The organism is Enterococcus sp. 6D12_DIV0197 (assembly GCF_002174385.1).
GTDB lineage: Bacteria > Bacillota > Bacilli > Lactobacillales > Enterococcaceae > Enterococcus_D > Enterococcus_D casseliflavus.
On the sequence record NZ_NIBN01000001.1, the window covers coordinates 2,855,854 to 2,870,663 of the forward strand.

The 14,810-nt window shown below is 40.6% G+C and carries 20 protein-coding genes; 3 read left to right on the forward strand and 17 right to left on the reverse strand.

All coding sequences use genetic code 11. The annotated features are described in order from the left end of the window. Nucleotides 1-107: 107 nt before the first annotated feature. Nucleotides 108-443 carry an antibiotic biosynthesis monooxygenase family protein gene (locus A5867_RS13345; protein WP_005229087.1) on the forward strand — a complete coding sequence of 112 codons (336 nt, stop codon included), beginning with the start codon at nt 108-110 and terminating at the stop codon, nt 441-443. Nucleotides 444-517: 74 nt separating this feature from the next. Here A5867_RS13345 and A5867_RS13350 read toward each other — a convergent pair whose 3' ends face one another. The 8 genes from A5867_RS13350 to adhP form a co-directional block, all read right to left on the reverse strand. Further along, nucleotides 518-1,291, reverse strand: coding sequence for a hypothetical protein (locus tag A5867_RS13350; RefSeq protein ID WP_087627801.1), 774 nt, complete (start codon nt 1,289-1,291; stop codon nt 518-520). A gap of 158 nt (nt 1,292-1,449) precedes the next feature. Further along, the gene (locus tag A5867_RS13355) at nt 1,450-1,677 is read right to left on the reverse strand and encodes a hypothetical protein (RefSeq protein ID WP_005229082.1); all 228 of its coding nucleotides are present in this window, start codon (nt 1,675-1,677) and stop codon (nt 1,450-1,452) included. 178 nt (nt 1,678-1,855) lie between these two features. Continuing rightward, nucleotides 1,856-2,317 (reverse strand): GAF domain-containing protein, encoded by a 462-nt coding sequence (locus A5867_RS13360; protein WP_015510123.1) that lies wholly within the window; start codon nt 2,315-2,317, stop codon nt 1,856-1,858. Nucleotides 2,318-2,496: 179 nt separating this feature from the next. Further along, nucleotides 2,497-3,144 carry an NAD(P)H-binding protein gene (locus A5867_RS13365; protein WP_005229078.1) on the reverse strand — a complete coding sequence of 216 codons (648 nt, stop codon included), beginning with the start codon at nt 3,142-3,144 and terminating at the stop codon, nt 2,497-2,499. Between the two features lie 137 nt (nt 3,145-3,281). Beyond that, nucleotides 3,282-3,707: an Rrf2 family transcriptional regulator gene (locus tag A5867_RS13370; protein ID WP_087627802.1), complete on the reverse strand. Its 426-nt coding sequence runs from the start codon at nt 3,705-3,707 to the stop codon at nt 3,282-3,284. Between the two features lie 192 nt (nt 3,708-3,899). After that, nucleotides 3,900-4,304 (reverse strand): VOC family protein, encoded by a 405-nt coding sequence (locus tag A5867_RS13375; RefSeq protein WP_087627803.1) that lies wholly within the window; start codon nt 4,302-4,304, stop codon nt 3,900-3,902. A 261-nt stretch (nt 4,305-4,565) separates the two neighbouring features. Continuing rightward, on the reverse strand, nt 4,566-5,285 hold the full coding sequence (locus A5867_RS13380) for a DNA-binding response regulator (RefSeq protein ID WP_170927570.1): 720 nt from the start codon (nt 5,283-5,285) through the stop codon (nt 4,566-4,568). Nucleotides 5,286-5,385: 100 nt separating this feature from the next. After that, nucleotides 5,386-6,399: an alcohol dehydrogenase AdhP gene (gene adhP, locus A5867_RS13385; protein WP_005229064.1), complete on the reverse strand. Its 1,014-nt coding sequence runs from the start codon at nt 6,397-6,399 to the stop codon at nt 5,386-5,388. 1,311 nt (nt 6,400-7,710) lie between these two features. Here adhP and A5867_RS13395 point away from each other — a divergent pair. Further along, the gene (locus A5867_RS13395) at nt 7,711-8,763 is read left to right on the forward strand and encodes an alcohol dehydrogenase catalytic domain-containing protein (protein WP_074536033.1); all 1,053 of its coding nucleotides are present in this window, start codon (nt 7,711-7,713) and stop codon (nt 8,761-8,763) included. A 229-nt stretch (nt 8,764-8,992) separates the two neighbouring features. Here A5867_RS13395 and rplS read toward each other — a convergent pair whose 3' ends face one another. The 7 genes from rplS to rpsP form a co-directional block, all read right to left on the reverse strand. After that, nucleotides 8,993-9,340, reverse strand: coding sequence for a 50S ribosomal protein L19 (gene rplS / locus A5867_RS13400; RefSeq protein ID WP_002357176.1), 348 nt, complete (start codon nt 9,338-9,340; stop codon nt 8,993-8,995). 166 nt (nt 9,341-9,506) lie between these two features. Next, the gene (gene trmD, locus A5867_RS13405; RefSeq protein ID WP_087627804.1) at nt 9,507-10,253 is read right to left on the reverse strand and encodes a tRNA (guanosine(37)-N1)-methyltransferase TrmD; all 747 of its coding nucleotides are present in this window, start codon (nt 10,251-10,253) and stop codon (nt 9,507-9,509) included. Next, entirely contained in the window at nt 10,243-10,767 is a 525-nt protein-coding gene (rimM, locus tag A5867_RS13410) for a ribosome maturation factor RimM (RefSeq protein ID WP_010749728.1), read from the reverse strand. The genes trmD and rimM overlap by 11 nt, the downstream gene beginning before the upstream one ends. Before the next feature lie 155 nt (nt 10,768-10,922). Continuing rightward, a complete protein-coding gene (locus tag A5867_RS13415) occupies nt 10,923-11,747 on the reverse strand; it encodes a hypothetical protein (protein WP_087627805.1) in 825 nt (274 codons plus the stop codon). A gap of 86 nt (nt 11,748-11,833) precedes the next feature. After that, nucleotides 11,834-12,091: a hypothetical protein gene (locus A5867_RS13420; RefSeq protein WP_005228919.1), complete on the reverse strand. Its 258-nt coding sequence runs from the start codon at nt 12,089-12,091 to the stop codon at nt 11,834-11,836. A gap of 113 nt (nt 12,092-12,204) precedes the next feature. Beyond that, a complete protein-coding gene (locus A5867_RS13425) occupies nt 12,205-12,450 on the reverse strand; it encodes a KH domain-containing protein (RefSeq protein WP_005228918.1) in 246 nt (81 codons plus the stop codon). Between the two features lie 11 nt (nt 12,451-12,461). Then, nucleotides 12,462-12,737 (reverse strand): 30S ribosomal protein S16, encoded by a 276-nt coding sequence (gene rpsP / locus A5867_RS13430; RefSeq protein WP_005228917.1) that lies wholly within the window; start codon nt 12,735-12,737, stop codon nt 12,462-12,464. A 254-nt stretch (nt 12,738-12,991) separates the two neighbouring features. Here rpsP and A5867_RS13435 point away from each other — a divergent pair, with 254 nt between their 5' ends. Further along, nucleotides 12,992-13,543, forward strand: a complete 552-nt coding sequence (locus tag A5867_RS13435; RefSeq protein WP_087627806.1) for an NAD(P)H-dependent oxidoreductase — start codon at nt 12,992-12,994, stop codon at nt 13,541-13,543. 83 nt (nt 13,544-13,626) lie between these two features. Here the strand turns inward: A5867_RS13435 and A5867_RS13440 are convergent, their stop codons facing one another. Both A5867_RS13440 and A5867_RS13445 read right to left on the reverse strand, forming a co-directional pair. Further along, on the reverse strand, nt 13,627-14,160 hold the full coding sequence (locus A5867_RS13440) for a dihydrofolate reductase family protein (RefSeq protein ID WP_005237235.1): 534 nt from the start codon (nt 14,158-14,160) through the stop codon (nt 13,627-13,629). A 6-nt stretch (nt 14,161-14,166) separates the two neighbouring features. Then, nucleotides 14,167-14,745, reverse strand: a complete 579-nt coding sequence (locus tag A5867_RS13445) for a DNA-3-methyladenine glycosylase I (protein WP_087627807.1) — start codon at nt 14,743-14,745, stop codon at nt 14,167-14,169. Nucleotides 14,746-14,810: the final 65 nt, after the last annotated feature.

The following is a 14,810-nucleotide window of genomic DNA, read 5'->3' on the forward strand; positions in this document are numbered from 1 at the left end:
AAAAAGTGAAAATCGATAAAAACGTACAAATTCCTTACGCTAATTGACAATGATTCTCAATTAGCGCTATACTAAATGAAATCACTCACAGTCAAAGGAGGAATTTCATGTATATCCGTACCGTCGCATTTGAAGTCATTCCAGAAGGCAAAGACATCTTTCTTGCTAAAATGAAAAAAGATACCGCCTCAATGAAAACATTTGCTGGCTGTCACTCTGCTGAAGCTTGGTTTTCAGAATCAAAAGACCGCCTCGTTTTCCAGTTGGTGTCAAAATGGACTGAGAAAAAAGCATTTCAAGCTTGGTTAAAACGCCCCGAACATCTGCAAAAGCACCGAGAGGCGTATCGAGCAGAAAAGGAAGGAACTGCAAAACCGAGCCTTGTTTTGTCCAAAACAGGTCAAGAATTTGTCTTGATCGATGAAGAGCCTACTCCTAGTTAACCTATACGAGCGATCCACCAAAGCTGATTCTGTTCGCTTTGGTGGATCGCTTTCTTTTTCAGTGTCTTTCTTTTCTATACCACCGTTCGCTCGTTCAGGGTTCTTCCTTGCTGATCTTTTAATTGAAGCCAGCCATTGGTTCCCCCATAGTAAAGAAACATGCCGACCTCATTGACACTTTTTAATACGACGTCTTTAATCGTTCGTCCCTCTTTGATCGCTGATTGATTCTCTTGCCGTATCTTTTCTGCTAATCGAGCTGAAAAGCCCACCGAGCCGTCTTTGTTCAAAGGAACCTCTTGACGCAAGGTAGCGCCTTTTTCAATTCGAACCTCGTTGCGTTTCTGCCAATAGACCGTTGCTGTACTTCCTTGATAATCCACCATAAAGGGTTCATCTTGTAATTCTTTTGACCATTTATGACGAGGCTTACCCCCTTTTTTCACCGCTTTCGTTTCCTTTTTGCTGGTAGATACATAACCCAGAAAATCGATCAAGCAATCAAATGGTTCCGCACAAATAGCGACCCCTTGTTGCAGTTCCTGTGGAATCACGATAGGTGCGTTGGAAGCATTGGACAGTTGATATTTCTCTTGATAATAGGCTGCTAAGTATGGCGCCATGATCTCCCAAGGTGGTGTAAGGATCATTAAGCGATCATATTCTTGCTTGTTATCAAATGTTTTCTCATCTGCAACTGATAGTAATTGGCCTTCTTTTATGGCTAAAAGGACGGTATTGTCTTTTGTTTCAATAAGTTTTCCTTTAACAATTTGCAGTTGCCCTGCTTCCTTCGGCAATTCAAAAAGCATCTGTTTGTCATCAATGACCGTTTTTTCTAATTCCATTTCGCTCCCTGCTTTCTGCTAGTTTCTCGCCCATTATAGCATGTATTTTTCTACGCAGCGGTGTCCAAGAATCAAAAAAAGAGGCTGCTTCCAAGAAACAGCCCCTTTGTTAAGGGAATTGGTTTACGTGCATGGCTTCGTTTGATTGGGATTAACCCTTAGCTAGAAAAGCATTCAACCAATGCTGGTTGATAGATCTCATTGTATTTTGCCACAACTCTTCCACAACGTTCTTCAAGCTCGTCATGATCAGTCTCTTCATAACGGATCACATGCAAAACGGCACAACGTTCCATTTTTCTGACCACTTCTCCGATAACGCGGCTTTCTAAGCCGACTGGTTTACATTCATATGCTTTACCTAATACAATTGTTTCTGCTTCCATAATGCGCTCCTTACTACTCGTTTCTCTAATTGTATTATCATCTTATCATCTAATTCTAATAAAATAAAGCGATATGCATGTCTATTTAAAACAAAAATGAAAAAAGTGCCCATTATTCAATGAACACTTGCTTTGTAAACGTTATATTGTTTTTTGCTAATTATTAAGAAATGACGATTTATTTACGACTCGCTACTAGGATCGCCGCAAATTCTTCAAGATATTTCTGATCGATCTCATCATAGCTGTTCGTTTTGCCACTATCGATATCCAACACACCAATCAATTGATCATCAGCTATCATAGGAACAACGATTTCAGACATAGCTGCCGAGTCACAAGAGATATAGTTCTCATGTTCTTTGACATTCGGGACGATCAATGTCGTTTGTTTTGCCGCTGACTCTCCACAAACCCCTTTGCCCATAGTGATTCTGGTGCAAGATACTCTTCCTTGGAACGGGCCTAAGATCAGTTCGCCTTCTTCAAACAAATAGTAGCCGGCAAACACCGTATCTTCCAATGTTTCATTTAATAAAGCAGAAGAGTTTGCTAGATTAGCGATCCAATTACTCTCTGCTTCTAGTAATCCTTTTAATTGCAGAAGCATCAATTCATACGCTTCGATTTTTTTATTCATTTTCTCACCTCTGTCCTTGATTATAAGCAAAGACAGAGGATTTGTCTTGTCTAAATTACTGAGTATGGGAAACAATAATGTGAAAAAAGAACTGTTGCCTAAAATAGCCTATCCATCCACTCGTACCAATAGTCAACGCTACTCATGGCATTTCCTTCTCAGTCGTCTTTGAAAACTTACTAGGCATCAATCACAGTAAAGCGGGTGTTTTCATGTTGTACTGTTTCGATCTCATCGATAATTGCCTTAGCTAACGTACCGCTAGATGTCACCGATTGCTTTTGTTCGTTGAATAGTAAGTGATCTTTCCCTAAAATCGCTGGTTTAGCTGGTCCTTCTTGAAAGACATTCCCAGGAGAAATCCCCACCCAAGGGACATTTTTGACTGTTTCTAAAAAGAGATATTCGTCTAGCTGATTTTCTGGAATCGCAATCCAACTTTCGCTTCCTGGTGCTTTTTTCAACTCAGAGAGATTACGTTCCCCAGCTTCATTGAATAAACTGCCGGCTCCTAAGATGAAGAACAAACGAGTGTTTTTTTCTCGAAACAGGTGCACTAATTTTGCTGCCAGATCCACATGCAAGTAAGCTTTGTCAGGACTTGTCGCAAACGCGTCAACAAGCACATCAAAGTCACTGAGCTCTTCTTCTGTGAGAGAAAAAGCATCCTTTGTAAGTGTTTTGACCGTCTCACCAAGTTGTTCTTTGGCCTTCGCTTCATTTCTCACGATAGCAGTCACTTCGTGTCCTCTCTGTACTGCTTCTTGATAAATTGCTGAACCTGCATTCCCTGTTGCGCCAATAATACCGATTTTCATAATGATCATCCTTCCTACTTTTGTTTTTTTCAAAATCAGTTGTTACTAATTAAGTTACAACTAGAGTATAAAAGAAACTTTCTTCCCTGTCAAGAATTTGCCTAGCAGGTGAAAGTTCTTTTTTTACAGCCTTCCATGTGACACTTTTAATGATTGGCTTCTACTTGAATGCCGTCAATGATGGATTGTAGCGAGATAGCGCTCATCTCTTTCTCGATTTTCTTTTGCAGCACGTCGTAAGTTTCCTCTAATACCGTTTGGATATTCCCCCCAATCAAGCAATTGGGATTGGTCTTTTTGTCCGCATGTAAAAGATGCTGATCTTTTTCAACACTCGCATAGATGTCCAACAAAGAAATCTCATATGGTTCCTTCGTTAGTTTAGGGTTTGGTTTTCCTCTTTGGCTTTCGATCAATCCGGCAATACGCAGATCACTCATAATCCGGCGAACATAAGCAGGATTCGTTTCAACACTCTGGGCGATCCGATCACTTGATAGATCAGTTCCTTTAAAGAGGTGGATGTAAGCGAGGATGTGAATGGCGTCGCTGTATTTCGTTGAATATTTCACTTCGTCTCCACTCCTTTTTCTTGTATCATACCTCTTTTTTCAGATTTAGACAAAGGGTACTGACCAATCTTACAAAACTCGAGGATCCCATCAAGAAAAAGCAGCCCTCAAAAAGTTAGCACAAAAGCCTAACTTCTTGAGGGAACTGCATACTGAACCATTTTTTTCCTTTTTATTTAAACGAGCACTTTGCTAATAGCCCTTCATCCAAGCAGACTCAATCTGATTGCCGTCAGGATCAACGATTTCATAACCGACCATCATGTCCTCTGGAATCCCCATATCAACTTGGAACGACTGTCCACCATTTTCTTCAGCAGTTTTTGCAAAATTTTTTGCTTCTTCTGGTGTGTCAAAACTAAACGCGATCAATGCGCCACTCGTCTTCTTTGTATCTGCAATACTTCTACCATTTAGAAATTGTTGGTAAAACGCATGTTCTAACAGCATTAACCAAATCGATTCACTCCAAACCATTCCACTGCTGGTATCGTTTGAGAACTCTTCATTTTTTACAAACCCCAGCGCTTCATAAAAGGATGTTGCACGTTTGATATCAGTGACAGGCAAGTTAATAAACACCATTTTGTTCGCCATTTTCTTGCTCCCTTTCTTTGGTAAGCTGCACTGCTGAATTCGTTCTCATTATAGCACCTATCGGTTCATTCACAAAAACATCAGTCTTTGTCCTCTGCTGCTAGTCTGAATAACCTGATCCAAAATTTTTTTCAAGTAAAAAAAGGCCTTGCACACATAGGCCTTTTAGCTTTTCTCATCTATGAAAAAGTAACTTGATAAGCATTAGCAAAGAATCATGTTTTCGCTAATACAATCAGCCCAAACTACTTTATTTAATACTCAAAGCTCAAGTCTTGAGTCGATCACGGTTACTTTCCCACGATAAATTTTTCGATACTCTTTGGGCGTATAAGAAGTTGCTTTTTTAAATTTCTTACTAAAATAATTTGGATCATTGAATCCTACTCTAACAGAAATTTCACTGATCGATCGATCACTTGTTGAGAGTTCTTTTTTGGCAACTTCAATACGATAAATCATCAAGTACAATGAAAAGGTCATTCCTAATGTATTCTTGATCAAACGGCTAGTGTGATACCGACTTAAATGCAGGTGATCTGCTAAAGTGTCTAACGTAATATGTTCTCTATAATTTTCATGAATATAGCGCAATATCTTATGTCTTAAAGAAAGCGAAGGAGAAGCTACATTGTTTTTCTCGACGTGCAGCAAGGAAATCTGATTGATGGATTGAATCCCTCGGTCCAATGCATAAACAAAATCATTGGTGATCGGTTCGACCAAATAATCGATCAAGTCGTATCGCAACGCTTTTTGAGCGATCGCAAAGCTTTCTACTGCAGAATACAAAATTGCTTTTGCATTCGGATAAAAAGAAAGCAACTCTTTGTATAATTCAAAACAGTCCTCTTCGCCATCCGCATTGATCACTGCAATGTCAACCATCTGCTCAAGACAGGTACGCTGAAGTGCTTTTTTCGAATCAACCATTGGAAGCAAGATGACATTTGGGAAATGACGATCAATCAAACGAATCATCTCGCTAACTGCTCTTCGCTCTTCGCTGTCAATGATCAATAAATTACACACGAAATTTTCTCCTTCGCTAAAAATTCATAGTCGGTTTCTCTATTTTCGTTTATTTCTCTTGAAAATCAATGACCATCCGTCCTTTGATTTTTCCTGAAAGCATTTCATCAAAAATATCGTTGATCTCTTCTAACTGACGCATGACTACTTTAGGAACGACTTTCCCTTCCGCTGCAAATTGGAAAGCTTCTGCTAAATCAGTTCGTGTTCCAACAAGGGAACCGACAATCTTAATCCCATCCAATACAAGTCGAGGAATGTTCAAGTCCATGCTTTCTGGTGGGAGACCGACCGCTACAATCGTACCGCCCGCACGAACAGCATCAACAGCAGAATTGAAGGCTGCTTTTGAAACAGCTGTTACTACAGCTGCATGTGCGCCGCCGGTTGCTTCTTGAATGATTTTTGCCGCATCTTCTTTCGCAGGATTGATTACAAGATCAGCGCCGTGATCTTTTGCGAAGTCCAACTGTTTGTCGTTGATATCGATTCCAATCACTTTTGCATTAAAGACATTTTTAGCATATTGTAAGGCTAGGTTTCCTAGTCCCCCTAAACCATAGATGGCGATCCATTGACCTGGTTTAATGTCAGAAACTTTTACCGCTTTATATGTGGTTACACCTGCACAAGTAATGCTGCTGGCTTCAGCAGAACCTAAGTCCTCTGGAACTTTCACTGCATAGTCAGCTACAACGATACATTCTTCAGCCATACCACCATCTACAGAATAGCCGGCATTTCTAACCGAACGGCATAATGATTCATTCCCGTTCACACAGTATTCGCATGATCCACAGCTTTCATACAACCAAGCGACACTTGCACGGTCACCGATTGCTAGAGAAGTAACATCATCACCGATTGCAACCACTTTACCGATTCCCTCGTGTCCGAGTACGATCCCAGATGCATCTCCAAAGTCGCCATCTTTTACATGCAAGTCAGTATGGCAGACACCGCAACACTCCATTTTCAATAATGCTTCATTCGGACGAAGCGCTCTTAATTCTTTTTCCTCGATTTTTACAACCTTATCTTTTGATACTACAGCTGCTTTCACAAAGACACCTCTTTCAATTCGATTAAATAAAGAACTTCCTTTTATTTGTGAAGTAGTTAACTAACGCATAGAGGTCAGTAATAGCTAGATAAAAGAAAGTTCTCTATCGAGAAGATTACCATAGAAGTCATCAAAAAAAGGGGAATTTATTGCTTTTTTTCTGTAATCATTTATTAGAAAACAATAATGAAATCATTCAAAATTTTTTCTTTATTTCCAGATTACATAAAAGTAAAAATTAAAAAGATAGAGAAAATTCATCTCTATAAATAACAATCGTTTCAATAAAAAACATCAAGACGATCTGATAGAAGACTGTAGGATGATTTGTACTCACTGTTCTTCTATCCTTCTATTTTTATCCCTTCGATGACTTGCGATTTATTTTCTTTCAGGCGCTGAATGTCCTATTGGTATTTAGCAAGATGTCCCTCGTCAATGTTTTTCTGAAAATTTCCATTCCCTTCTTCTCCTTTTCTACTCATAAAAGCAACTAGTGCACAAAGGCGGTCGATCAAACAATCGACAATCTGTACTCTGTCATTATTGGACAGCCGATAAGTATCCACAAAAAGTTTCAATCGATGGCATTGCGTTTCACTCAGATGACTGTTCCCATCAAAATACAAGGGTACCCAGCGGTACGCAGCATAAGAAACATCCCATAACCTGCTTCCTGGCCTTACTGTGTCAAAATAAAAAAGCCCAAAAGGCTCCCCAACTACGATCGGCACATAATACGGAAAAACATAGTAATCAATCAGCAACTACCTAATCACTCAAAATGAACTTCTATAGCCTAAATGTGTAGTGAACGTTTAATTAAAATCTCCGTTTATTGCCTCTTTGCCTTTTTTATAAAAAACTGCTGATCAGTAACAGTTGTTGAGAGGGAAATAAACTTGAATCTGAAGAAAGTATTCTGTCTTCGCAAAACTTTAGACGATCATTTCATGGTATCCTCTGCTAGATAAGCTAAAATCATTTATGAAAAAAGTTACTCTGACGTACATGTAATTTTTGTTGCGCCAAATGAAGCATTGAGGGAAGTTGGATAGAAGTTTCAGAAACGGCAGGCGGTTTGAATGACAAACCGTCTCCAGGCGTCATTTGCGCATGCTCCACTTGAAACATCGTAAGAAACGGCTAACGAATAGAAATAATTATTTTTGTTAGCACTACGTTTGCTCTTGAAGGAAAACCTGAATGGAATTTTTTAGAGAACGTCATTTCTTGATGTGTCTTTTTCTTGACCTAAAGTTAACTTCAACATTTATACTAACAATACTAACTTAAGAAAGAAGGATTTATATGAGAGCAGCAATTTTTGAAAAAGCAGGATTAGTTAAAGTGGAAGAAGTAAAAAAGCCAACTTTACAAGCAGCCGATGATGTTATTATTAAAGTTGTCCGAGCATGTGTTTGCGGTTCTGATCTTTGGTCGTATGCCCATGGCGATAGTAAAGAACCTCATTCAGTTAATGATGGTCATGAGGCATTAGGCATCGTTGAAGAAATCGGTCCAGACATTACGACTGTGAAACCTGGAGATTTTGTCATCGTCCCCTTCACCCATGGTTGTGGTGAATGTGATGCTTGCCGTGCCGGTTTTGATGGCACATGCGACCGTCATCAAGGCACAACGAATTGGTCTAACGGTTTCCAATCTGAGTATATCAACTTCCATTACGGCAACTGGGCCCTTGTAAAAGTTCCAGGTCAGCCAGCTGATTATACGGAAGGTATGATCAAGTCTCTTTTAACTTTGGCAGATGTTATGCCCACAGGATATCATGCGGCACGTTGTGCACATGTAGAAAAAGGGGATAAAGTCGTCGTGATTGGCGATGGTGCCGTAGGACAATGTGCTGTCATCGCGGCAAAAATGCGTGGGGCTTCCCAAATTATTTTAATGAGCCGTCATAAAGATCGACAAGAAATGGCTCTTCAATCAGGTGCTACAGCTGTTGTGGCTGAGCGTGGTGAAGAGGGAATCGCGAAGGTACGCGAGATCCTTGGCGGAGGCGCGGATGCTGCTCTTGAATGTGTTGGTACAGAAGCTGCCATTACACAAGCCCTTGGTGTATTGCATAATGGTGGTCGTGTAGGTTATGTCGGCGTCCCTCACTATGACAATCGACCAATCGGTTCCACTTTTGCTCAAAACATTTCCATTGCGGGAGGATCTGCATCGGTCACAACATATGATAAGGAAATCCTGTTAAAAGCGGTGCTTGATGGTACTATCAATCCAGGCCGCGTTTTCACCCAAACCTATGATTTAGATGATATCAACCAAGCCTATGCCGATATGCAGGAACGAAAAACGATCAAATCTATGGTTGTTGTTTCAAGGGATGAATAGACAAAGCTAATTAAAAAAAGCTCGTCCGAACAATGGACAGCCTCTCGATAGACAAAGTACTATAACCAGTACTTTGTCTTTTTATCTATGAAGAAAGAAAACACTGTAACAGCCTACCCTTTTTCCACAATTAATCAATTCTAGAACTTTAAAATGATAGAACATAACGCCAAACAAAAGAAAAAAGCCCTTGAAATCAAGGGCTTTTGCTTCATCTGATAATAAATGATTAACGACGAATTTCTTTGATACGAGCTGCTTTTCCGTGTAATGCACGTAAGTAGTACAATTTTGCACGACGTACTTTACCGTAACGAACAACTTCGATTTGTGCAACACGTGGTGTGTGCAATGGGAAGGTACGTTCAACACCTACACCGTTTGATACTTTACGAACTGTATAAGTTTCGCTGATACCAGCACCGCGGCGTTTGATGACAACACCTTCAAATAACTGAATACGTTCGCGAGTTCCTTCGACAACTTTCGCGTGAACGCGAACAGTGTCCCCAGGACGGAAAGCTGGGATGTCAGTACGTAATTGTTCTTGAGTTAGTTCTTGAATCAATGGATTCATGTTTATCATTCTCCTTATTCCCAAACATTCTTAAAGCATGAAAGCTCCAGCGGAACATCGTAATAGTTGAGTTTACACTCACTGAGATATCTTACCACAGTCGACCATAGGCTGTAAAGAGAATTTTCTTGTCATGGCACAGAATATCAAAAAAACTGGCACTATTTTACTTGCCAGTCTTCGCTTCGTCTTCAATTTCTTTTAAAAGCTTCTGCATTTCAGCGGTCAGCGGATAAGTTTCCAGCATATCTGGACGTCGCTGATACGTTCGGCGCAAGGATTCTTTTAATTGCCACTGCTCGATCAATTTATGATTGCCATTCTTCAAAACTTCCGGCACTTTCATGCCTTTGAACTCTGCCGGGCGTGTATATTGCGGATGCTCTAATAAACCAGTGGAATGAGAATCAGTTTGTGCGGAGGTTTGATTGCCCAAAACTTCTGGTAATAGCCTGACCGTCGCATCGATCATGACCATTGCCCCCAATTCGCCGCCAGTCAAGACGTAATCGCCCAGTGACACTTCATCAGTGACCAATGAACGGATTCGTTCATCATAGCCTTCATAGTGACCGCAAATAAAAACAAGGTGCTCTTCGGTAGAGAATTCTTCCGCCATTTTTTGATCAAAAGGTTTCCCCGCTGGGTCTAATAGGATCACCCGCTTTTTCGTTTCTGGTGTCGCTTCTTCGATCGCTTTGATATTGTCATAGACAGGTTGGACTTTTAATAACATTCCTGCTCCGCCACCATAAGGATAGTCATCCACTGTTTGATGCTTGTTGTCAGAATAATCACGGAAATTAGAGACATTGATTTCTAATAATCCCTTTTCCCGTGCTTTACCGATGATCGATTCTCCAAGAGGCCCTTCAAACATTCGCGGAAATAGTGTCAACACATCAATTCTCATCGTCTAACAACCCTTCTGGGATCTCAACGATGACCTGACCATTTTCAAGATCGATGGTATGAACAACAGATTCGATATAAGGAATCAAGGCATCCTTCTTCCCTTTTCGCTGAACCACCCAAACATCATTGGCGCCTGGTGAAAGGATCTCTTTGACTTTACCAATGACTGTGCCATCTTCTTCGACGACTTCCAGACCAATAATTTCATGGTAGTAAAACTCATTTTCTGCTAGATCCACCAAATCATCCTTGGTAACTTTTAAAATGCCGTTACGAAACGGTTCAACGTCGTTGATGTTGGGATAGCCCTCAAACGTTAACAAATCAAAATTTTTATGTTTGCGATGACCTGAAACAATCAATGGTAATGGCTCTTTATTTTCACGAAAAAGTGTCAATTCAGCCCCTTTACGGTAGCGTTCTTCTGGAAAATCCGTTTGTGATATCACTCGTACTTCTCCACGGATCCCATGTGTATTGACGATTTTCCCTACGTTTAAATATTCTGTCACGTTCGTTCCCCATTTCTTCTAACTTCTGTTCTATTTTAGCATAGCAAAGTAGCGAATTCTAGCCGTTTCCTAGCGCCCCCTGTTTTCCTCAAAAGCATCGCGCGAAAAACACCCCTTCGACGCTTGATCAAAGGGGCAATGTCCTAATCTGAAACTTATTGATTCATTGAAACGGCCATTTCCAAAGCTGAACGTGCATCTTGATGTTGCACCGTTCGAAGCATCTTTTCTTGTTGCCAGACCACGGTAGTTGCTGTATGGTCATTTTTTCCCATATCAATGGTGATTTGACCGACCTCAGGCGCTGGGAGCATGGCATCTTCCAGATACGCCACCACTTCTTTGGCAACCGGCACAGGATCTTGTTCTTCTTGGTTGACCGCTCGAACAGTCAACGTCCAATTCCCTTCTTGCCAACTTAAATAACTGGAGCCAGCAGCTCCTTGCATATGCCCAGTAATCCCATATCCGAGATCAACGGCTTGTCCGCCATCATCCGCTGTTACATTGACCGCTGCAGCCGCTTCATCCGCTGATTGATACTCTTTTGATTGAAAAGCAGCAAGCGGTGTTTCCTCGTTCAAAGCCTTGTCATTGAGAGACAATTGCTGATCAAGTCCATAATAAAGAATCGAGGCATCGGATTGACTGCCAGCTGTGGCAGCATTCAACACTTTACCCGAAGCAAGCGGAACGTCCTTTGGCAAGACAAGATCAGGGAATACCGCTTGTATTTGGCTATAGATGTCTGTGGTGCTACTCGTATTTGAAGAATCCTCAGAAACCGCCTGACTAGTCGATGCAGTTGATTGACTGGTTTCTGATTGACTACTTTTTTGTGTTTGGGTACTTTCCACCATAGTCGTTGCTGTTGTTTCAGCTGTACTGGCTTGACTGGTTTCTTGGTCTTTTTGATTATTACAGCCAGCCAAGGTTCCAATCGTTAGCAGCGTAACAAATAATCCTAGTTCTTTTTTCATGATGTTCCCCTCCTTATACAAAGGATACCCCTCAATAAAAAAAATGACAAACAAGTCAGATTGTCTGTCATTTTTTTGTTGATTTTTTAAAGATTTGTCACCCAATTTTGCAGTGATTGAAAGCCATCCTTGATCCATTGCCAAACTTGATTGGCGATCGTCGATAGGTCGCCCCAACGAAAGTTTTGTGTCCATTGGTTCAATTGCGTCATGATCTCCTCACGATAGACCCAAATCAAAAAAAGTAGTAGCAAGATCCCTAGCGTTCGCCAAAGAAAAGAACCGATTTTATAAATAAAGACGAGAATCAAAAGAACAACGATCCATGCGATTAGTTGAGACATACAAGCACCTCCTCATTTTTGATTATCTCAAAACCACCTTTTTTTGTCCTCCATCTTAAGCATGAATTTTACAAAAAAAGCATTCCTCAAAGAGAAATGCTTTTCATTCTTGCTTATTTACCATCAATGATATTCAAACGAACTTTCTTTGGTCCATTTGTCCGTACACTGTAAACGATCGTTCGAATTGCTTTGGCAACCCGCCCCTGTTTACCGATGATACGACCAATATCTTCTGGTGCCACAGTAAGATTATATTCCAAGAAATCATCTGACTCTACCAGCTCAAGCTTGATATCCTCAGGTTTGGTAACAAGTGGTGAAACGATCGTTAAGACTAATTCTTGCAAATCTTTCATCCAAAGTCACCTTATTTCTTAGTGAATTTTGCTTCGTGGTGTTTTTTCATAACGCCTTCTTTAGAAAGGATGTTACGAACTGTATCTGAAGGTTGCGCACCTTTAGATAACCAATCAAGAACTAGATCTTCTTTGATTGTTACTTCAGCTGGGTCTAGTAAAGGATTGTAAGTACCAACTGTTTCGATGAAACGTCCGTCACGAGGAGAACGTGAATCTGCTACGACGATACGGTAAAAAGGTTTCTTTTTAGAACCCATGCGTTTTAAACGAATTTTTACTGCCATTATTTACACCTCCATTGATTTAATCACAAGAGCTAGTTTAACAGGTTTTTCTGATGGTGTAAAGAGTTTTTTCTTTACAGCTGAAAAAAGTTTTTCTTTCCTGTTTTTTCGGCATGGTTATCTTTTGCCAGAATGAATCTGGACGCGTATCATGAATACTAGAGAAACCTTTTTAAGAACAAATCGTTTTATTTGCACCATTCACTTACTTTTGGTAAGCTAAATGAGTAGAAAACAACAAGGAGGAATTTTACATGACAAAAAAAATTGGTTTTATAGTCGGCAGCTTGCGGGAAGGTTCTTACAATAAACTCGTAGCGAAAAAATTCGCATCATTATTACCAGAAGGTTTTGAAGCATCTTTCATCGAAATCGGCAACTTGCCTTTTTACAATGAAGATTTGGAAGTTGAAGGAAAAGTTCCTGCTGAATGGACAGCATTTCGGGAAGCATTAAGCGCCGTTGATGGTGTCTTCTTCTTTACACCAGAATACAACCGCTCTGTTCCAGCAGCCTTGAAAAATGCTTTAGACGTTGGTTCTCGTCCTTACGGTGCGAGCAGTTGGGGTGGCAAACCAGCTTTGGTTGTCAGCGTTTCTCCAGGAGCGATCGCTGGGTTTGGTGCAAACCATCACCTACGTCAATCATTAGTCTTTTTGGATATGCCTACTCTACAACAACCAGAAGCCTATATCGGTGGAATCACCAACTTGATTGATGAAAACAACGAAATCAACCCAGATACAGTAAGCTTCTTTGAAACGATCATTGCAAAATATATTGAACTCTTTCAACGATTCAACTAATTAAGAATCCAAACAAAAAGACCAAGAAACTCGGCACTGAGTTTCTTGGTCTTTTTACTGTGAAGAATAATCGTTTGCGCTTTTTACTCGCTGCCTGACACAGACTTTCGGACAAAATGAAGTTCTGTCAGTTCCCCCATCTGTTTTGTTTCAACAAACGTCAAGCGTCTCGCATAATCCCCCGGTTCAAACAGTCGCTTGCCCTCTCCTAAAAACACCGGCGCGATTTGAATAAACCATTCATCGATCAAATCAGCTTCCAGCAATGGTTTTAATAAGGAACCCCCACCTACTACCCATACGTTTTCCTCTTGTTTTAATGCTGAAACAAATGCAACTGGATCCGTTGACACTAGGGTTGCATCCGGCAGCGGCTCTTTTCGGGTACGAGAAAAAACATAGTTGGTCTTTTCAGGATATAGCAGTCCATCATCCATCAGTTTTTTTGCTTCTTGATAGGTCTTTCTTCCCATCACGGTCGCGTCGATGGTTGCAAAAAATGCTTCATAGGTCGTTGCAACACCGGTATCAGTTTGAAACAGCCAGTCCAGTTGATCCTCCATACCTGCTAAATAGCCATCGAGGCTGATTGCACCATAAAATACCACTTTTCCCAATTAGGCTCACTCCTTTATTTTTACGATTGCTTCTGACCTTCGACAAACACAAGTGACTAAGTGATCATTAACCATGCCGACCGCTTCCATAAACGCGTAAATAGTTGTCGTTCCGACAAATTTAAACCCTCGCTTTTTCAAATCTTTCGCTAGCTGATCAGAGATTTCCGAATGGGTCGGTACATCGGATTGCTGCTCAAATTCATTAATGATCGGCTGATGATCGACATATCGCCACAAGAATGCGGAGAAACTACCATATTCTTGCTGGATTTTTAAAACTTCTTGGGCATTGCTGATCGCCGCTTCAATCTTTCGCCGATTGCGGATGATTCCTGGATTCATCATCAGTTCTTCCACTTTTTCTTCCGTATAGTTCGCTACTTTGGTGATTTCAAACTGATCATACGCCGCATCAAAATTCGCCATTTTATTTAAAATCGTTTGCCAGCTCAACCCTGCTTGATTCATATCTAACACCAATTTTCGAAACAACTGCTGATCCTCATACTCAGGTTTCCCCCAGATTGTATCATGATACTCCTGCATCGCTGGTGTACTGTTGGCCCACTCACATCGTTCCATTGTCCTCATCAGCTCCTTTTTGTTTATTTTATCATAAAAGACTTTACTTCCACTAGTGTACTACG